The organism is Microbacterium sp. (assembly GCF_031178525.1).
In the GTDB taxonomy this organism is placed as follows: Bacteria; Actinomycetota; Actinomycetes; order Actinomycetales; family Microbacteriaceae; genus Microbacterium.
This window is the reverse complement of sequence record NZ_JAPSJA010000001.1, coordinates 1-18,627: the sequence shown is the minus strand read 5'-3', so window position 1 is coordinate 18,627 and position 18,627 is coordinate 1. Positions and strand designations below refer to the sequence as shown.

Genomic DNA, 18,627 nt, shown 5'->3' with positions numbered 1-18,627 from the left:
GGCCCGCAATGACAGCGGATCCCGGGGCGCGAGGGAGCGTGGATGAGTCCGGAGCAGCAGGTGCAGACCTTCGAGAGCGCGATCGCGCCGGATCCCGCCTGGCGCGCCACGACCATGGCGCCGACGGATCACACGAAGCAGCACTTCGGCATCGGGATCGTCGAGCTCGAGCCCGGGCGCGCGGTGCTCACGATGACCGTGCGCGACTGGATGGCGAACGGCTTCGGCATCACGCACGGCGGCATGGTCTTCACCCTGGCCGACACCGCGTTCGCGTACGCCTGCAACGAAGGCGAGGACATGGTCGTCGCCCAAGCCGCCGACATCACCTTCCTGCGCGCCACGCATGAGGGCGACGTCCTCACCGCGACCGCCGAGCGTCGCTGGATCGGCGGGCGCAACGGCATCTACGACACCACCGTGACGGACGAGGCCGGTCGTGTCGTGGCGGAGTTCCGCGGCCGGTCCCGCGCGATCCCCGCCCCGCCGATTCCTCCGACGACGAAGGAGCAACCATGACCGACATCCTGCCCGTCCGCTCGGCGCCGCCCGCGGCAGCCGCCGATCCGGAGACGATGGATCGCGCGACGCTGCAGGCGCTGCAACTCGAGCGGCTGCGGTGGACGGTGCGCCACGCGTACGAGAACGTGCCGCTGTATCGCGAAAAGTTCGACGCCGAGGGGATCGGACCGGATGACATCCGCTCGCTTGCCGACGTCGAGCGCCTGCCGTTCACGACCAAGGAGGACCTGCGCGGCGCGTATCCGTTCGGGATGTTCGCGGTGCCGATGGATCAGGTGCGTCGGGTGCACGCCTCATCCGGCACGACGGGGCGTCCGACCGTCGTCGGCTACACCGAGGACGACCTCGACCGGTGGGCGCAGCTGATCGCGCGGTCGCTGCGAGCGGCAGGCGTCCGGCCGGGCTGGAAGGTGCACAACGCGTACGGGTACGGCCTGTTCACGGGCGGTCTCGGCGCGCACGCAGGTATCGAGAAGCTGGGGTGCGTCGTGATCCCCGTGTCGGGAGGGCAGACAGCGCGGCAGGTGCAGCTGATCCGCGACTTCGAGCCCGACGTCATCATGTGCACGCCCAGCTACCTGCTGACGATCGCCGATGCGTTCGAGGAGCAGGGGCTCGATCCGCGAGCGACCTCGCTCAAGGTGGCGATCTGCGGGGCCGAGCCGTGGACGAACGAGATGCGCCGCGAGCTGGAGCGCCGGATGGGTCTGAAGGCGGTCGACATCTACGGCCTGTCCGAGGTCATGGGGCCGGGCGTCGGGCAGGAGGCCGTGGCGACGCAGGACGGGCCGCACATCTGGGAGGACCACTTCCTCCCGGAGGTCATCGACGACGACCTCCGGCGCGTCGCCGACGGTGAGCGGGGCGAACTGGTCTTCACGACCCTGACCAAGGAGGCCTTCCCGGTCATCCGGTACCGCACGCGGGACCTCACGCGGCTCCTGCCCGGTACGGCGTTTCCCGCTATGCGCCGCATCGAGAAGATCACGGGGCGCAACGACGACATGATCATCCTGCGCGGGGTCAACCTGTTCCCGACGCAGATCGAGGAGATCGCGCTCGAGATCGAGCACCTCACGCCGCACTTCGTGCTCGAGCTGACCAAGCGCGGCCGGATGGACGAACTGACGGTGAAGATCGAGTGCACGCCGGGCATCGAGCGGCACACGAGCGAGTCGGCGGCGCTGATCCTGCAGCTGCGCATCAAGGAGCGGATCGGCACCACGGTGGACGTGGAGATCGTGCCCACCGGCTCGCTGCCGCGCTCCGAGGGCAAGTACAAGCGCGTGTACGACCTGCGCTCGCAGGAGTGAGGCGACCCTGCGGCAGGATGGAGCGATGACCTCGACGACGGACGCCGCGCCGGCCCGCCGCGGGCGCCCCGGGTACGACCGCGACGGCATGCTCGCGGTGATCGTGGCGGCGTTCAACGACCACGGCTACGACGCGACGTCGCTCGGCATCATCGCGCAGCGGCTCGGGCTGTCGAAGTCGGCCGTGTACCACCACTTCTCCTCCAAGGAGGAGATGCTCGAGCTCGCCCTCGAGAAGGCGCTGGGCTCGCTGCAGGAGGTGTTCGACTCGCCCGAGGCGAGCGAGGGTCCGGTGGATCTGCGCATCCGGCACGTCCTGCGCGGAGCCGTCACGGTGGCATGCGAGCGGCTGCCGTACCTGACGCTGCTGCTGCGCCTCCGCGGCAACACGGACGTCGAGCGCGAGGCGATGCAGCGGCGTCGCGCGCTCGATCTGCGCCTGCGTCGGCTGTTCGAGCTGGCGCGCGACGAGGGGCAGCTGCGCGACGACATGGATCCGGGCGTCGCCGAGCGCCTGACCTTCGGCATGGTCAACTCGATCGTGGAGTGGTACCGCCCGGACGGTCCGCTGAACCCCGATCAGCTCGCCGACGCGGTCGTCGCGTTCGTGCGCAGCGGGCTGCGCGTCAGCGAGAGCCGCGACTTCCGCTGATCCGCGGGCGCGCTCGCGCCGGACTTGTCCCGATGTGCCGGTATTCGGCCGCGAATTCCGGCACAACGGGGCATGTCGCTCAGACGGCCACGGGGATCGGCGACTTCGACACCAGGGTGAGGACGTCGTAGGTCGCGACGGGCTCGTCCCTCTGGTTCGTCAGCACGGCGTCCCAGTGCACCTCGCCGTACTCGTCGGTCTCGCGCGGGATGATCTGCTTCGCCGTGAGCGCGACGCGGATGCGGTCTCCGGGCGAGACGGGCGTCAGGAAGCGCAGGTTCTCGAGGCCGTAGTTGGCCAGGACGGGGCCCGGCTCGGGGTCGACGAACAGGCCGGCCGCGAACGACACCAGCAGGTAGCCGTGCGCCACGCGCCCCGGGAAGAACGGGTTCGCGGCGGCGGCGTCCTCGTCCATGTGGGCGTAGAACGTGTCGCCCGTGAACGCGGCGAAGTGCTCGATGTCGTCGAGCGTCACCTCGCGCTCCTGCGACACGACCTGGTCGCCGATCCGCAGCTCCTCGAGCGACTTGCGGAACGGGTGCACACCGTCCGACGTCGCGCGCGCGCCCGTGTGCCACACGCCCGTCACCGCGGTGAGCATCTCGGGGGAGCCCTGGATCGCCGTACGCTGCATGTAGTGGAACACGCTGCGGATGCCGCCGAGCTCCTCGCCGCCGCCTGCGCGACCCGGACCGCCGTGAACGAGCATCGGCAGGGGAGATCCGTGCCCGGTCGAGGACCGCGCGTCGTCGCGGTCGAGCAGCAGCATGCGCCCGTTCGCCGCGGCCGTGCGGCGCGTCAGGTCGGCGACGAACGCCGGATCGCCGGACGCCACGCTCGTGACGAGCGAGCCGCCGCCGCGCACGACGAGATCGGCGGCCTGTTCGGGCGTCTCGTACGCGAGCAGCGACGCGACGGGCCCGAAGGCCTCCGTGTCGTGTGCGCGCTCCGCGGTCGGGTCGGAAAATCGCAGCAGGATGGGCGACAGGAACGCGCCGTGCTCCTCGGGGGCCTCCGTCGAGCCGATGACGAGTTCGCCGCCGCCGTCGAGCAGTGTGCGCACCTGGCGCAGCACCTCCTCGCGCTGCTCGAGCGATGCCAGAGCCCCCATCGTGACGCCGTCGGACCGCGGGTCGCCCACGACGACCTTGTCGGCGATCCTGCTCCGCACGGCCTCGACGACATCGTCGGCGACCATGCCGGGCACGATCGCGCGCCGGATGGCCGTGCACTTCTGACCGGCCTTGGCGGTCATCTCGGTCACGAGCTGGCGCACGTAGGCGTCGAACTCCGGGGTGCCGGGCGCGGCGTCGGGGCCGAGCACCGAGGCGTTGATCGAGTCGGTCTCGGCGTGGAAGATCACGCCGCCGCGCTGGACCGCGTCATGGCGGCGCAGGCTGTCGGCGGTCGACGCGGATCCGGTGAACGACACCACATCGCCCAGCCGCGTGTGCGCGAACAGCTCGCGCACGGATCCCGTCACGAGCTGGACGGATCCGGCAGGCAGCAGGCCGGAGTCGACCATGATCCGCACGAGGTGCTCGGTCACGTACGCCGTGGGCGTGGCGGGCTTGATGACGCTCGGCATGCCGGCGAGGAACGCCGGAGCGAGCTTCTCGAGCGGTCCCCACACCGGGAAGTTGAACGCGTTGATCTGCACTGCGACACCGGGCAGCGTCGTGCGGATGTGGCGGCCGAGGAACGAGCCGTCCTTCGCCAGCACCTCGAGCGGCCCGTCCAGCTGCACCCTCGTGTGGGGGGACGGCGTGTTCGGCAGCTCGCGGCGACCCTTGCTGGAGTAGGTGAACAGCACGCCGATGCCGCCCTCGATGTCGACCCATGAGTCGTTCTTCGTCGCCCCGGTGCGGTACGACAGCTCGTACAGCTCCTCCTTGCGCTCCTGCAGCACGAGCGCGAGTCGCTTCAGGATCAGCGCGCGCTGGTGGAAGGTGAGCGCGCCGAGGCTGCCCTGGCCCACCGTGCGCCCGTAATGGAGCACGGCGCCGAGATCGAGGCCGTCGCTCGACACCGTCGCGACCACCTCGCCGGTCGACGCGTCGCGCACCTCCGCACCGGTCGTGCCGTCGGCGGGCCGCCACCAGGCGTCCTGCACGTAGCTCTGCAGCATGCGGTTCATCGTCCGTCCTCCCATTCGTAGAAGCCCCGCCCGGTCTTGCGTCCAAGACGCCCCTCGGCGACCATGTCGCGCAGCAGCCGCGGCGGGGAGAACCGTGGGCCGAGTTCCCGTTCGAGCTGCTCGGCGATGCCCAGCCGCACGTCGAGGCCGACCAGGTCGGTCGTCTTGAGCGGGCCGCTCGCGTGGCGGTAGCCGAGTTCCATCGCGAGGTCGATGTCGGCGGGCGACGCGACGCCCTCCTCGACCATCCGGATCGCCTCCATCGCGATCGCGACTCCCAGCCGGCTCGAGGCGAAGCCGGGGGAGTCCTTGACCGTGATCGGCGTCTTGCCGAGCGCACGCACCCAGCCGGCCGCGGTCGCGGGAAGGTCCGCGGCGGTATGGGCCCCGACGACGACCTCGACGAGCGCGGACGTCGGAACGGGATTGAAGAAGTGCATTCCGACCAGGCGCTCGGGGCGCTCGAGCACCTCGGCCAGCCGCGCCAGGGGGATGGATGAGGTGTTGGACGCGAGGACCGCGTCGGCCGCGAGCGGCGCCTCCACGCGGGCGAGCGCGTCGCGCTTGAGATCGAGGTCCTCGGGCACCGCTTCGATGACCAGGCTGTGCAGCCCGAAGGCCGCGGGGTCGGTGGCGACGGTGAGTCGACCGCGCAGTGCGGCGGCGCTGCCCGCGAAGCCTCGCGCGATCGACGTGTCGATGGTGCGGCCGATGCGCTCCCGGGCGGCGTCGGCGGCGTGCAGGTCGCGTTCGACGACGGTGACCTCGGAGCCGGCGAGGAGGAACGCGTGCGCGATGCCGGCCCCCATGCGTCCGCCGCCGAGCACGCCGACGCGGGCGGGCGTGATGTCGGTCACCTCGCCGTCTTCCGCTCGAGGAAGGCCGTCATCCGGCGCTCCTTCTCGGGGCTCTCGAAGAGCACGGCCTGCTCCTCCAGGTCGATCGCGGGGTGCGCGTCACGGGATGCGAGCAGCGCGCGCTTGGTGGCCTGCGTCGCTGCCGGATCCAGCGCGGCGATGCGGGCGGCGATCCGCTCCGCCTCCTCGAGCGCCGGCTCGGGTTCGAGCACGCGCGTCACGAGCCCGGCCGCGAGCGCCTCGTCCGCGTCCAGCAGACGCCCTGTGAGCAGGATCTCCGCGGCGAGCGGCTCTCCGACGATGTCGCGCAGGCGCCAGGTCGCGCCGGCCGCGGCGATGATCCCGAGCCCCGTCTCCGGGTTGCCGATCCTCAGGCGCGGCGTGCCGATCCGGATGTCCGCCGCATAGGCGAGCTCGGCGCCGCCCCCGAGCGCGTAGCCGTCGACCACGGCGATGACCGGCATGGGCAGCGCGCGCACGCGCGCGAAGCAGTGCGTGTTGATGCCTGCACGCGCGTCGGCGGCGCGGCGTTCACGCAACTGCGCGATGTCGGCCCCCGCGGCGAACGTGCCGTCCGCGCCCGTCAGGATCAGCGTGCGCGGGTCGCGCTCGAGCTCGGCGCACAGCGCGTGCAGCGCGTCGATGAGCTCCTGATCGATCGCGTTGCGCTTGGCAGGACGGTCCAGCGTTGCACGCACGTGCGTGTCGTGCGCCTCCACGCGCAGGGTCTGGCTCACCCGGGTGACCTCCTCGTCGTCCCGCTCGCGTGCCCATTTCCTGACCGATCGGTCGGTTATGAGGTCAGGATAGGCGGCGAGCGTGACGCGGCGCAAACGCCGCGCCCTACGCTGGGACCATGACCTCTGCGCGCGCCGGCCGCCCCAAGGCCTCATCGCGCGAGACGCTCGCGGAGGCGGCCAGCGAGCTGTTCCTCGAGAAGGGGTACGAGGCGACATCCATCGCGGAGATCGCGGCCCGTGCCGGTGTCAGCCGCTCGAGCTTCTTCAACTACGCGGCGTCCAAGGGGGCGCTGCTGTGGGGCGGGTTGGACGAGCGCCTCGAGGTCCTGGAGCGCCTCCTCGATCACGCCTCGCCGCGCGAGGCGGTGTGCCGGATCGCCGACGGCTTCGCGCCCGACGCGCTCGCCCTCGCGTACGCGAACGCCGAGGCGATGGGACTTGCGGCCGAGCTCGAACGGGAGGCGGCCCTGCGCCGCGCCCGCGTCGGCCGCGCGGTCGCGCGCGCTCTGCGCGCACGCGGAACCGACGCGCTGGCGGCGGACGTCGCGGGCGCGGCGTACGGTGGCGCGCTGCTGGCGGCCATCGAGCGGTGGTCGCTGTCCGGCCCCGGTCGCAGCGACCTCGCCGCGACGCTCGTCGCCGCGCTCGACTCGATCCGCGACATCCCGCTCGACTGAGTCCCACCACGCGGCTGGATCCACCCCGTGGCTCGAATCCACACCCCGTGGCTCGATGGAGTTCCAAACCACATGGCCTGACCGAGATCACATGCTTCGGGGCGCGAGAACCATGTGGTTTCGTTCAGGCGATGTGGTTTGGCCGCTGAGGGCCGCTGCGAGCGCCGCCGCGAGGCCGCACCGAGGGCCGCCGCGAGGCGGAGCGTCACACGGCCTGCAGGAATCCGGCGTCCGCGCTCTCGGCGATGTGGGCGAGGTGCGGCGGGATGTCCCTGCCCTTCGACCGCATCGACTGCGCCCAGAGGCGGCCCGCGCGGTAGGACGAGCGGACGAGCGGACCGGCGAGCACGCCGAGGAAGCCGATCCGCTCGGCCTCTGCCTTGAACGCGACGAACTCCTGCGGCTTCACGTAGCGCGCGACCGGCAGGTGGCGCGGCGTCGGTCGCAGGTACTGCGTGATGGTGATGATGTCGCAGCCGGCGTCGTGCAAGTCCTGGAGCGCGCCGAGCACCTCGTGCGGCTCCTCGCCCATCCCGAGGATCAGGTTCGACTTCGTGATCAGCCCCGCGGCGCGTGCCTGCGTGATCACATCGAGCGAGCGCTCGTACCGGAAGGCGGGGCGTATCCGCTTGAAGATGCGCGGCACGGTCTCGACGTTGTGGGCGAACACCTCGGGACGCGCGTCGAAGATCTGGCCCAGCAGTGCCGGGTCCGCGTTGTGCTCGTTCGCCAGCAGCTCGACGCCCGTGTTCGGGTTGAGCTCGTGGATCCGGCGCACGGTCTCGGCGTTCAGCCACGCCCCCGTGTCGGGGAGGTCGTCGCGCGCCACGCTGGTCACGGTGGCGTAGCGCAGGCCCATCCGCCGCACGCTCTCGGCGACGCGGCGCGACTCGTCCGTGTCGTAGTCGGCAGGCTTTCCCGTGTCGATCTGGCAGAAGTCGCAGCGGCGGGTGCACTGCGACCCGCCGATCAGGAAGGTCGCCTCGCGGTCCTCCCAGCACTCGTAGATGTTCGGGCACCCGGCCTCCTGGCACACGGTGTGCAGCTCCTCGCCCTTCACGAGCGACTTGAGCGCCTGGTACTCGGGGCCCTGCTTGGCGACCGTCTTGATCCACTCGGGCTTGCGCTCGATCGGCGTCTGCGCGTTGCGCACCTCGAGTCGCAGCAGCTTGCGTCCGTCCGGGGCGGCGGATCTCGCATCAGTCATGTCGTTCCCTCGTTCGAGTCGTCGGGTCGGGTCGGGTCCGGTAGGGGTCGAGGCATCAAGCCGCGATGGCCGTCTCGAATGCCGCCGTCAGCGCGGCCGCGACGACGCCGACGACGTCGCGCGGCGACACGCGCTCACCGCGCACCTCGCTGATCGTCGTGACGCCCGCGTCACGGATCCCGCACGGCACGATGGCGCCGAAGGCATCGAGCGCGTTGTCGCAGTTGATCGCGAAGCCGTGCATCGTCACGCCGCCCGCGACGCGCACGCCGATGGCGGCCACCTTGGCGGGGGAGGATCCGGCGCGCTCGATCCACACCCCGCTGCGCCCCGCGATCTGCATACCTGCGATGCGCGCCTCGGCGAGCGCGGCGATCAGGGCGCGTTCGAGGCGCCGCACATATCCCACGACGTCGTTCGGCTCCGGCAGCGCGACGATCGGGTATCCGACCAGCTGGCCCGGACCGTGCCACGTGATGCGACCCCCGCGGTCCACGTCGAGCACCGGCGTGCCGTCGCGCGGTCGGTCCTCGGGCTGCGTGCGCACGCCCGCCGTGTAGACCGCCTCGTGCTCGAGAAGCAGCAGCGTGTCGGGGCGCTCGCCCGCCCGCACGTCGGCGTGGACGCGACGCTGCAGCTCCCACGCATCGAGGTACGGCACGTAGGCCGGCGCCAGGCCGACCGGGATGACATCGAGCATGCGGATCCCTCCGTATTTCTGGATTGCGTCCAACAATACGCCCGCGGACCCGATGCGGTGCAGATTCGGCGGGGGCGGCCTCACGGCCGTGCAGCGCCGCAGGGGTCAGGCCGCGCCGGTAGAATCTGAGGATCATGGCTACCTTCGGCACGCTCTCCGACCGGCTCACAGAGACCTTCCGCAACCTCCGCACCAAGGGCAAGCTCTCCCCGGCCGATGTCGACGGCACCGTCCGCGAGATCCGCCGCGCCCTGCTCGACGCGGACGTCGCGCTCACCGTCGTGAAGGACTTCACCGCGAAGGTGCGCGAGCGCGCCCTGGGCGACGAGGTCAACCGCGCCCTGAATCCCGCGCAGCAGGTCGTGCAGATCGTGAACGAGGAGCTCGTGGGGATCCTCGGGGGGCAGCAGCGGCGCCTGCAGTTCGCCAAGAACCCGCCGACCGTGATCATGCTCGCCGGCCTGCAGGGATCGGGCAAGACGACGTTCGCGGGCAAGCTCGCCCGCCAGCTCGAGAAGGACGGCCACACGCCGCTGCTCGTCGCGGCCGACCTGCAGCGTCCGAACGCCGTGAACCAGCTTCAGGTCGTCGCGGAGCGCGCGGGCGCCGCCATCTACGCGCCCGAGCCGGGCAACGGTGTGGGCGATCCCGTGCGCGTGTCGCGGGACGGTGTCGCGTTCGCCGCGCAGAAGCAGCACGACGTGGTCATCATCGACACGGCCGGGCGCCTCGGCGTCGACGCCGAGCTCATGAAGCAGGCCGCCGACATCCGCCGCGCCACCAGCCCCGACGAGGTGCTGTTCGTGATCGACGCGATGATCGGTCAGGACGCCGTCAACACGGCGCGGGCCTTCCAGGAGGGCGTCGACTTCACGGGTGTCGTGCTGTCGAAGCTGGACGGCGATGCGCGCGGCGGCGCCGCGCTGTCGGTCGCGTCGATCACGGGGCGCCCGATCATCTTCGCGTCCACGGGCGAGGGGCTCGACGACATCGAGCCGTTCCACCCCGACCGGATGGCGAGCCGCATCCTGGACCTCGGCGACATCCTGACCCTGATCGAGCAGGCCCAGCAGGCCTTCGACGAGGAGCAGGCCGCGAAGGTCGCCGAGAAGTTCGCGAAGGACCAGTTCACGCTCGAGGACTTCCTCGACCAGATGCAGCAGCTCAAGAAGATGGGCTCGATGAAGAAGATGCTCGGCATGCTGCCGGGCATGGGCCAGATGAAGCAGCAGCTGGATGATTTCGACGAGCGTGAGATCGACCGCACCGAGGCGATCATCCGGTCGATGACGCCCGCCGAGCGCAACAACACGAAGCTGCTGAACGGGTCCCGCCGCGCCCGCATCGCGCGCGGATCCGGCATGACGGTGACCGACGTGAACCAGCTGGTCAACCGCTTCGAGCAGGCCGCCAAGATGATGAAGACCGTGGCGCGCGGCGGCACTCCGAACATCCCCGGGATGGGCCCGATGCCCGGCATGGGTCGCCCCGGCGGCTCGTCCAAGCGCGGCAAGCAGGCGAAGAAGAGCGGCTCCCGGTCGGGCAATCCCGCCAAGCGCGCGGCCGAGAACGCGGGCCTCGCGGCGTCCGCGCAGCAGCCCACCGGCTCGGGCTTCGGCCTCGGTGCCCAGCAGGCGCCGAGCGAGGCCGACCTCGCGGAGATCCAGAAGCTGTTCGGTCGCGGCTGATCGTCGGCGCGCACATCACGAACGACGACGCCCCGGGAGCCGCAGCTCCCGGGGCGTCGTGTGCATCAGCCGATCAGCGGACGTCGGCGTCGACCCAGTCCATCGACTTCGTGACGGCCTTGCGCCAGAGGCGCAGCTGACGCTCGACCTCCTCCGCGTCGAGCGACGGCTCCCAGCGCTTGTCCTCCTGCCAGTTGGCGCGCAGGTCCTCGAGACCCGACCAGAAGCCCACCGCGAGGCCCGCGGCATAGGCCGCGCCGAGCGCCGTGGTCTCGGCGACGACGGGGCGCACGACCGGCACGCCGAGCACATCGGCCTGGAACTGCATGAGCGCGTCGTTGGCGACCATGCCGCCGTCGACCTTGAGCTCCGTCAGGTCCACGCCCGCGTCGGCGTTGACGGCGTCGATCACGTCGCGCGTCTGGAACGCGACCGCCTCGAGCGCGGCGCGGGCGATGTGACCCTTGTTCGCGTAGCGGGTGAGGCCCACCAGCGCGCCGCGCGCATCCGGCCGCCAGTACGGCGCGAACAGGCCCGAGAACGCCGGCACGAAGTACACGCCGCCGTTGTCCTCGACCGTGGTGGCGAGCCGCTCGACCTCGGGGGCCGATCCGATGATCCCGAGCTGATCGCGCAGCCACTGCACGAGTGAGCCGGTGACCGCGATCGAGCCCTCGAGCGCGTAGTGCGTCGGGGCGTCGCCGAGCTTGTAGCCGACGGTCGTGAGCAGTCCGTTCTTCGAGTGGACGATCTCCTCGCCCGTGTTGAAGATCAGGAAGTTGCCCGTGCCGTAGGTGTTCTTGCTCTCACCGGTGTCGAAGGCCGCCTGTCCGAACGTGGCGGCCTGCTGGTCGCCGAGGATGCCGGCGATGGGCGTCTCGCGCAGCAGCGACGAGCTCTCGGCGGCGCCGTACACCTCGGAGGACGACCGGATCTCGGGCATCATCGAGCGCGGCACGCCGAACACCTCGAGGATGTCGTCGCGCCACTCGAGCGTCTCGAGATCCATGAACAGCGTGCGCGACGCGTTCGTGACGTCCGTGGCGTGCACGCCGCCGTCCGTCCCGCCCGTGAGGTTCCACAGCACCCAGCTGTCGGTGGTGCCGAACATCAGGTCGCCGGAGTCGGCCTTGGCGCGCGCGCCGTCGACGTTCTCGAGGATCCAGGCGATCTTCGTGCCCGAGAAGTACGTCGCGAGCGGCAGACCCACGATCGGCTTGAAACGGTCGACGCCGCCGTCCTCCGCGAGCCGGTCGACGATGCTCTGCGTGCGGGTGTCCTGCCACACGATCGCGTTGTAGACGGGCCTGCCGGTCGTGCGGTCCCACACGACCGCGGTCTCGCGCTGGTTCGTGATGCCCACCGCCGCGATGTCGTGACGCGTCAGATCGGCCTTGGCGAGTGCGACGCCGATGACCTCCTGCACGTTGCGCCAGATCTCGAGGGGATCGTGTTCGACCCAGCCCGCCTTCGGGAGGATCTGCTCGTGCTCCTTCTGCCCGGTCGAGACGATCGAGCCCTTCTTGTCGAAGATGATGGCGCGACTCGATGTCGTGCCCTGGTCGATCGCGATGACGTAGTCAGCCATGGGATTCTCTCCTTCGGGAATGGTTCAGCTGAGGCTCAGGAGCAGGGGAGCGGCGAGGCCGGCGAGCGCACCGCCGACGAGGGGACCGACGACCGGGACCCACGAATAGGCCCAGTCGCTCGAGCCCTTGCCGCGGATCGGCAGGATGGCGTGCGCGATGCGCGGACCGAGGTCGCGCGCGGGGTTGATCGCGTAGCCCGTCGGGCCGCCGAGGGAGGCGCCGATGCCGACGACGAGCAGCGCGACCGGGAGCGCCGTCAGCGGGCCGAGGCCGCCGGGGGTGCCGACCTCGATGTCGCCGTAGTCGGCGAACGCGAAGATCACGAACACCAGCACGAACGTGCCGATGACCTCCGTCACGAGGTTCCAGCCGTACGAGCGGATCGCCGGGCCGGTCGAGAAGACGCCGAGCTTGGCGCCCGGATCCGTCTCCTCGTCGAGGTGCTGCTTGTACGCGGCCCACGCGAGGATCGCGCCGATGATCGCACCGACGAGCTCGCCCGCCGTGGCCACCAGGTACTGGACGATGTCGATGTCGCCGCGGATCAGCAGGCCGATGCCCACGGCGGGGTTCAGGATCGCTCCGGAGTACGACGAGACGAGCACGCCCGCGAACACCGCGAGGCCCCATCCCCAGTTGATCATGAGGAAGCCGGCGCCGAAGCCCTTCGCCCTGCCCAGGATCGCGTTCGCCACGACGCCCGCACCGAGCAGGATCAGCATCGCTGTGCCGACGAGCTCGGACAGGAAGTAAAGCCCGAGATTCACATCTTGCATGTCTTCTTCGACCTTTCAGATTCACGCGACATCTCTGTCGCGCGGGGGATCCGGGACGGCGGCACCGCCCCGGAGGATCAGGAGGCTGCTTCCGGGACCGTACCGCCATGGCGCTCGACGAGGAGGACTCTCGTGGCGGCGAGTTCGCGCTTGCGCGCCTCGTCGTCCCAGCCCAGCAGGGGAGCGAGCGCATCGGCGAGCTCCTCGAGCGCGGCCGTGGTCGCACCACCCGTGAACGCGATCGCCGTGCGGCGCAGCACGACGTCCGGCAGGTGCACGACATGCTCGCGCTCGACCATCCAGCGCAGCTCGCCGGCCGACACGGGGCTGTGCACGAGCGGCTCGTCGCCGCCGTGCTCACGGATGTGCGCCCACACATCGGCCGCGCGCGTGCCGTAGCGCTCGAGCAGGATGCCGGCGCGGTCGCCCGCGCCCTCGAGGTGCACCCGCATCCAGGCGTCGCGGTCGGTCGCGGTGCGCGGGAAGTCCTTGCCGCCGCCGATCGTCCGTCCCGCCGTGCGCACGCGGCGCGTGCGTCCGAGCAGACCCAGGACCGTGTCGGCGAGCGCCTCGCCGAGCGCGCGGAACGTCGTCCACTTGCCGCCGACGAGGCTGACAAGCGGCGCGCGCGACGAGCGGTCGACCTCGATCCGGTAGTCGCGCGAGACGAAGCCCGGCGCGGTGTCCTCGTGGCGGGGAAGCGGGCGGATCCCGGAGAAGCGGAACACGATCTGCCCGCGATCGACCGAGATCGTCGGGAACACGTGATGGATCAGGTCGAAGAAGTAGTCGACCTCCTCCTCGGTGCACACGACCGCCTCGCCCGGTTCCGCGTCGATGTCGGTGGTGCCGACGAGCACGCGGCCCTTGAGCGGGTAGATCAGCACGATTCGGCCGTCGGAGTGCTCGAAGAAGATCTCGCGTCCGCCCGTCGCCGCGAGCAGCTCCGGGTGATCCAGGACGATGTGCGAGCCCTTCGTGCCGCCCATGAACCGCGTGTCGGTGCCGAGCGCCGCGTTCGTCAGGTCGGTCCAGGGGCCGGACGCGTTGACGACGACGTCGGCCGCGACCGTGAACTCCGAGCCCGTCTCGAGGTCGCGCAGCACGACCCCGTCCTCGGAGCGACCGACCGCCTCGACGTAGTTCAGCGCGACGGCACCGCCGTGGGCGTCGAGCCCGTCCTGCAGCACGTCGAGCGCGAGGCGCTCGGGGTCGTGCATGGAGGCATCGAAGTAGGTGGCCGTGTACTTGATGTTCGGGTCCAGCTGGGGCAGCTCCGCGAGCGAGCGCTTCCGGCCGAGGAACCGGTGGCGCGGCACCATGCCGCCGGCACGCGAGAACGTGTCGTAGATCGTGAGTCCGATCTTGATGAGGAACGCGCCCCGCTCGGTCGGCTTGCCCGTGCGGTGGGTGAGGAAGCGCAGGGGCGCCGACAGGATGCCCGAGAACGTCGAGTAGATCGGGATCGTGGTGCGCAGCGGCTTGACGTAGTGCGGCGCGATCCTGAGCAGGCCGTTGCGCTCCTGCACGGATTCGCGCACGAGGCGGAACTCGCCGTTCTCGAGGTAGCGGATGCCGCCGTGGATCATGTGGCTCGATGCGGCCGAGGCGCCGGAGGCGAAGTCACCGCGCTCGACGAGCAGGACGTCGACCCCCTGCAGGGCGAGGTCGCGGAACGTCGCGATGCCGTTGATGCCGCCGCCGATCACCAGCACGGCAGGCCGCGCGGAGCGAGCCTTCGTGATCGCGGCTCTCTCCCGCGGGCGGGAACTCGTGCTGTCCGTCATCGTGACCCCCTTGCATTGGCGACAGGTCCAGAATCGTCACGTGGAGCACATCCGGTCAACTCCACTGCACAAACGTGCAGGATGATGGTCCGAGCACGGGACGGGAGAAGGCGGATGCGCGAGGACAGGGTCACGGCGGCGCTTGCGGCGGCGCAGATGTACTACATGCAGGACATGACCATGGAGGCGATCGCCGCGGAGCTGGCGGTGTCTCGCTCATCCGTGTCGCGCCTGCTCTCGCTCGCGCGCGAGAGCGGGATCGTCGACATCCGGATCTCGTCGCCGCTGTCGGGCGGCACCGAGCTGGAGATGCGCATCCGCGAGCGCTTCCGCGTCACGGCGCAGGTGGTCCCGATCCCCGAGAGCGTGAGCGAGGTTGACCGTCTCGAGCGCGTCGCCATGACCGCGGCCCGACTGCTCGCCAGCTACGTCGACTCCAACATGCTGATCGGCGTCGCGTGGGGCTCGACGATCGGCGCCGTGAGCCGGCATCTCACGCCGAAGGAGCTGCACAACGTGACGGTCGTGCAGCTCAACGGCGCCGGCAACATGCAGACGACGGGCATCGAGTACGCGAGCGAGATCCTGCAGCGGTTCGGGCAGGCGTACGGAGCGCGCGTGCAGCAGTTCCCCGTGCCCGCGTTCTTCGACGACCCCGGCACGCGCGAGGCGATGTGGCGAGAGCGCAGCACGCGCCGCGTGCTCGAGATGCAGGCCCGCATGGACCTCGCGGTGTTCGGCGTCGGGTCGCCGACCGCGGACGTGCCGAGCCGCGTGTATGCCGGCGGCTACCTGGACCGCGGCGACTTCCGCAGCCTGGCCGAGGACGGCGCGGTGGGGGACGTCGCGACCGTGTTCTTCCGCGGCGACGGCACGTGGCGCGACATCCGGCTCAATGCGCGCACGACCGGTCCCGCGCTCGACCGGCTGCGGCGCGTGCCGCGGCGGCTGGCCATCGCGGCAGGCGAGCACAAGGCGCCGGCCCTCCGCGGCGCGATCGTGTCGGGGCTCGTGACCGACGTCGTCGTCGACGAGACGCTCGCGCGCGGGCTGCTCGCCGACCGCTGATCACGCGCCGGTGGTGGCGTCCAGCCGTCCGAGGCCCACGCGCTCGCGCAGCGTCGGCCCGCTGCGGAACTCGCGGATGAGCGAGCGGGCGACCTCACGGAGGTCGCCGCCCGCGGCCTCGGCGACGGCCTGCTGACGCTGGTAGCTCGCGCCGCGATCGAGGATCTGGCCGATCTCGGCGAACTCCTTGGCGCATTTGAGCTCCACCGCGATGGGCTCGAGGCGCTCCAGGGTCTCGCGGACGTGCTCACGCACGGGCACCTGCGTGCCCTCGCGGTCGACGATCACGTCGGCGTCGAGCCCGTATCGCGCGGCGCGCCACTTGTTCTCGCGCGTGAACCAGGGCTGCAGGGCGGGCAGCTCCCGGCCCTCGTCGAGATCGCGCGAGAAAGATTCCACGAGCGTCTGCACGAGGGCAGCCATCGCGGCGAGCTCGGGGAGCGTCGACATGCCGTCGCACGCGCGCACCTCGATCGTCCCCCAGTGCGCGGCGGGCCGCACGTCCCAGCGGATCTCCGTGGCATCGGCGATCACGCCCGTGCGCGTCATGTCGTCGATGTAGGCCTCGTACTCGGCCCAGCTCTGGAGCTGCCACGGCAGCCCCGTCGTGGGCAGCTGCTGGAACACCAGCGCGCGGTTCGAGGCGTACCCCGTGCTCTCGCCCGCCCAGAACGGGCTCGATGCCGACAGCGCCTGCAGGTGCGGGATGTAGCCGGTGAGGGCGTGGATGATCGGGAAGACCTTGTCGACGTGGTCGATGCCGACGTGGACGTGGATGCCCCAGATCATCATGTTGCGCCCCCACCACTGGGTGCGCTCGATGAGCTTCTCGTAGCGGGTCTTCTCGGTGACCTTCTGGTCGAACCAGCGGGCGAAGGGGTGACTGCCTGCGCACATCAGCTCGATGCCGAGGGGGTCCGTCTGCGTGCGCACGGCGTCGATCGCGTCGGAGATGTCGTCCACCGCGGCAGCGACGGTGTCGCCGACGCCGCTGGTCAGCTCGATCGTGTTCGTCAGCAGCTCGGCCGTGACGGTGTGCCGTTCGAGGGCCGTCGCCTCCTCCAGCGCGGGCATGATCTCGGGGGCGCGGCCCACGAGATCGCCGGTCTTCTCGTCGGCGAGCATGAGCTCCCACTCGATGCCGACGGTGGAGCGGGCGGACTTGGCGAAAGCGATCGTCATCCGCTCAGTGTGCGGGGCCTGCGCGCGGCCCGGCAAGCTGTTCGCGACGGCTCCGGGGATCTGGCAGAATGGAGGGTCGGACCGGGTGCTCGACCCTCTATCCAGCGCCCAGAGTCCTCCTCTTGAGCTTCCGCCGGTGTGCACCCCACTACCTGGCGACTGGTTCGTCTCGCTTTACACACCACACAGGAGAATCGTGGCTGTCAAGATCCGTCTGAAGCGCCTGGGCAAGATCCGTGCGCCGTACTACCGCATCGTCGTCGCCGACTCGCGCACCAAGCGCGACGGCCGCGTGATCGAGGAGATCGGCAAGTACCACCCGACCGAGGAGCCCTCGTTCATCGAGGTCGACTCGGAGCGTGCGCAGTACTGGCTGTCGGTCGGCGCGCAGCCGACCGAGCAGGTGCGCGCGATCCTCAAGATCACGGGCGACTGGGGCACCTTCAAGGGCGAGAAGGGTGCCACGAGCACCCTGAAGACCCGCGAGGAGAAGTCGGGCTACGTCGCCGACGCCTCGAAGAAGTCCGTCGTCAAGCCGCAGGCCCCGAAGAAGGCCGAGGAGCCCGCCGAGGCTCCCGCCGAGGCCGAGGCCGCAGAGTAATCGTGCTGGCCGCCGCGCTCGAGCACCTCGTCAAGGGGGTCGTGGATCACCCGGACGACGTGCGCATCGACTCGTCCACGTCGTCTCGCGGGGATGTGCTGGAAGTGCACGTCCACGCGGACGACCGTGGCCGGGTCATCGGGCGCGGCGGCCGTACCGCGAAGGCACTGCGCACCCTCGTCGCCGCCCTGGCGGACGGCAAGCGCGTGCGCGTCGACGTCGCGGACGACTGACGTGGCAGCCGCGAAGTCCGCGAAGAACCAGCTGCGCGTCGGCCGCCTCGTCAAGGCCCACGGGCTCAAGGGCGCCCTCAAGCTCGAGCTGTACACCGACGACCCCGACCGCCGTTTCGTGCAGGGGGCGTCCTTCACGCTGCAGGTGCCCGAGCAGTCGCAGTGGCACGGCAAGACGATCACCGTGCGTGAGTTCCGCTGGATGAACCAGCACCCTGTGGTCTTCTTCGAAGGCGTCGACGACCGCACGGCCGCCGACACGCTCGTGCGCGCGATCCTCTGGATCGACGAGGACGAGGACGCCGCCTCCGAGCCCGACGCGTGGTACGACCACCAGCTCGTCGGCCTCGACGTCGTGCGGGACGGATCGGTCGTCGGCAAGGTCGCGCGCGTAGACCACTTCCCGGCGCAGGATCTGCTCGTGGTGGCGTCTGGTGACGGCGAGGTGCTCGTGCCGTTCGTCGCGGCGATCGTGCCCGAGGTCGACATCGAGGGCGGACGCGTCGTCGTGACGCCGCCCGCAGGCCTCTTCGAGGAGCTGCCCGAGTCCGATCCTGCTGCCGAGGCGGAGACCCCCGCGTCCGAGGACTGATCCGATGCGCATCGACATCGTCACGATCTTCCCGTCGTTCTTCGATGTGCTGGACGTCTCGCTGATCGGCAAGGCCCGTGAGAAGGGCCTGCTCGACCTGCGGGTGCACGACCTGCGCGATTGGACGCACGACCGCCACCGCACGGTCGACGACACCCCCTATGGCGGCGGTGCCGGCATGGTGATGAAGCCCGAGCCGTGGGGCGAGGCGCTCGACGACATCCTCGGCGAGGACGCCGTCCTGGTGGTGCCGACGCCATCGGGCGAGGTGTTCCGCCAGCCGCTCGCGCGGGAGCTGGCGCAGGA

General features: G+C 70.6%; 18 protein-coding genes and 1 pseudogene. 10 read left to right on the top strand and 9 right to left on the bottom strand.

Annotated elements, in window-relative coordinates; genetic code table 11:
- The first annotated feature begins 42 nt into the window (after nucleotides 1-42).
- Genes paaI through RIF89_RS00085 form a run of 3 tightly spaced genes read left to right on the top strand, consistent with a single transcriptional unit; the run spans nucleotide 43 to nucleotide 2,487 of the window.
- The gene (paaI, locus tag RIF89_RS00095; RefSeq protein ID WP_309067150.1) at nucleotides 43-519 is read left to right on the top strand and encodes a hydroxyphenylacetyl-CoA thioesterase PaaI; all 477 of its coding nucleotides are present in this window, start codon (nucleotides 43-45) and stop codon (nucleotides 517-519) included.
- Nucleotides 516-1,835, top strand: coding sequence for a phenylacetate--CoA ligase PaaK (paaK, locus tag RIF89_RS00090; RefSeq protein ID WP_375294409.1), 1,320 nt, complete (start codon nucleotides 516-518; stop codon nucleotides 1,833-1,835). Before paaI ends, paaK begins: the two co-directional genes overlap by 4 nt.
- A gap of 25 nt (nucleotides 1,836-1,860) precedes the next feature.
- Nucleotides 1,861-2,487, top strand: coding sequence for a TetR/AcrR family transcriptional regulator (locus RIF89_RS00085; protein ID WP_309067149.1), 627 nt, complete (start codon nucleotides 1,861-1,863; stop codon nucleotides 2,485-2,487).
- A 79-nt stretch (nucleotides 2,488-2,566) separates the two neighbouring features.
- On the opposite strand, the gene paaZ is transcribed toward RIF89_RS00085, so the two are convergent.
- The 3 genes from paaZ to RIF89_RS00070 are packed head-to-tail and all read right to left on the bottom strand — an operon-like array spanning nucleotide 2,567 to nucleotide 6,218.
- Nucleotides 2,567-4,624: a phenylacetic acid degradation bifunctional protein PaaZ gene (gene paaZ, locus RIF89_RS00080; protein ID WP_309067148.1), complete on the bottom strand. Its 2,058-nt coding sequence runs from the start codon at nucleotides 4,622-4,624 to the stop codon at nucleotides 2,567-2,569.
- Nucleotides 4,621-5,481, bottom strand: a complete 861-nt coding sequence (locus tag RIF89_RS00075; RefSeq protein ID WP_309067147.1) for a 3-hydroxyacyl-CoA dehydrogenase family protein — start codon at nucleotides 5,479-5,481, stop codon at nucleotides 4,621-4,623. The genes paaZ and RIF89_RS00075 overlap by 4 nt, the downstream gene beginning before the upstream one ends.
- Nucleotides 5,478-6,218 carry an enoyl-CoA hydratase/isomerase family protein gene (locus tag RIF89_RS00070; protein ID WP_309067146.1) on the bottom strand — a complete coding sequence of 247 codons (741 nt, stop codon included), beginning with the start codon at nucleotides 6,216-6,218 and terminating at the stop codon, nucleotides 5,478-5,480. The genes RIF89_RS00075 and RIF89_RS00070 overlap by 4 nt, the downstream gene beginning before the upstream one ends.
- A 119-nt stretch (nucleotides 6,219-6,337) precedes the next feature.
- Between RIF89_RS00070 and RIF89_RS00065 the strand changes: the two genes are divergently transcribed.
- Complete coding sequence (locus RIF89_RS00065) at nucleotides 6,338-6,898, top strand: helix-turn-helix domain-containing protein (protein ID WP_309067145.1); 561 nt, start codon at nucleotides 6,338-6,340, stop codon at nucleotides 6,896-6,898.
- A 205-nt stretch (nucleotides 6,899-7,103) separates the two neighbouring features.
- On the opposite strand, the gene lipA is transcribed toward RIF89_RS00065, so the two are convergent.
- Both lipA and lipB read right to left on the bottom strand, forming a co-directional pair.
- Nucleotides 7,104-8,105 (bottom strand): lipoyl synthase, encoded by a 1,002-nt coding sequence (gene lipA / locus RIF89_RS00060; protein WP_375294408.1) that lies wholly within the window; start codon nucleotides 8,103-8,105, stop codon nucleotides 7,104-7,106.
- Nucleotides 8,106-8,160: 55 nt separating this feature from the next.
- Nucleotides 8,161-8,805, bottom strand: a complete 645-nt coding sequence (gene lipB, locus RIF89_RS00055) for a lipoyl(octanoyl) transferase LipB (RefSeq protein WP_309067144.1) — start codon at nucleotides 8,803-8,805, stop codon at nucleotides 8,161-8,163.
- 134 nt (nucleotides 8,806-8,939) lie between these two features.
- Here lipB and ffh point away from each other — a divergent pair, with 134 nt between their 5' ends.
- Nucleotides 8,940-10,493, top strand: coding sequence for a signal recognition particle protein (gene ffh / locus RIF89_RS00050; protein ID WP_309067143.1), 1,554 nt, complete (start codon nucleotides 8,940-8,942; stop codon nucleotides 10,491-10,493).
- A gap of 73 nt (nucleotides 10,494-10,566) precedes the next feature.
- Here the strand turns inward: ffh and glpK are convergent, their stop codons facing one another.
- The 3 genes from glpK to RIF89_RS00035 all read right to left on the bottom strand — a co-directional run bounded on the left by glpK (nucleotide 10,567) and on the right by RIF89_RS00035 (nucleotide 14,645).
- A complete protein-coding gene (glpK, locus tag RIF89_RS00045; protein WP_309067142.1) occupies nucleotides 10,567-12,081 on the bottom strand; it encodes a glycerol kinase GlpK in 1,515 nt (504 codons plus the stop codon).
- 24 nt (nucleotides 12,082-12,105) lie between these two features.
- Nucleotides 12,106-12,858, bottom strand: coding sequence for an MIP/aquaporin family protein (locus RIF89_RS00040; protein WP_309067141.1), 753 nt, complete (start codon nucleotides 12,856-12,858; stop codon nucleotides 12,106-12,108).
- Between the two features lie 77 nt (nucleotides 12,859-12,935).
- Nucleotides 12,936-14,645: a glycerol-3-phosphate dehydrogenase/oxidase gene (locus RIF89_RS00035; protein ID WP_309067140.1), complete on the bottom strand. Its 1,710-nt coding sequence runs from the start codon at nucleotides 14,643-14,645 to the stop codon at nucleotides 12,936-12,938.
- A 114-nt stretch (nucleotides 14,646-14,759) separates the two neighbouring features.
- Between RIF89_RS00035 and RIF89_RS00030 the strand changes: the two genes are divergently transcribed.
- On the top strand, nucleotides 14,760-15,713 hold the full coding sequence (locus RIF89_RS00030; RefSeq protein ID WP_309067139.1) for a sugar-binding domain-containing protein: 954 nt from the start codon (nucleotides 14,760-14,762) through the stop codon (nucleotides 15,711-15,713).
- Here RIF89_RS00030 and RIF89_RS00025 read toward each other — a convergent pair whose 3' ends face one another.
- Nucleotides 15,714-16,895, bottom strand: coding sequence for a glutamate--cysteine ligase (locus RIF89_RS00025; RefSeq protein WP_309067138.1), 1,182 nt, complete (start codon nucleotides 16,893-16,895; stop codon nucleotides 15,714-15,716). It abuts the gene before it with no gap.
- Between the two features lie 196 nt (nucleotides 16,896-17,091).
- On the opposite strand from RIF89_RS00025, the gene rpsP reads away from it, so the two are divergent.
- The 4 genes and pseudogenes from rpsP to RIF89_RS00005 form a co-directional block, all read left to right on the top strand.
- On the top strand, nucleotides 17,092-17,496 hold the full coding sequence (rpsP, locus tag RIF89_RS00020) for a 30S ribosomal protein S16 (RefSeq protein ID WP_309067137.1): 405 nt from the start codon (nucleotides 17,092-17,094) through the stop codon (nucleotides 17,494-17,496).
- Between the two features lie 2 nt (nucleotides 17,497-17,498).
- Nucleotides 17,499-17,729, top strand: coding sequence for an RNA-binding protein (locus tag RIF89_RS00015; RefSeq protein WP_309067136.1), 231 nt, complete (start codon nucleotides 17,499-17,501; stop codon nucleotides 17,727-17,729).
- Between the two features lies 1 nt (nucleotide 17,730).
- On the top strand, nucleotides 17,731-18,321 hold the full coding sequence (gene rimM, locus RIF89_RS00010) for a ribosome maturation factor RimM (protein WP_309067135.1): 591 nt from the start codon (nucleotides 17,731-17,733) through the stop codon (nucleotides 18,319-18,321).
- Nucleotides 18,322-18,325: 4 nt separating this feature from the next.
- Nucleotides 18,326-18,627, top strand: a pseudogene (locus tag RIF89_RS00005) (tRNA (guanosine(37)-N1)-methyltransferase TrmD); the annotation flags it as partial.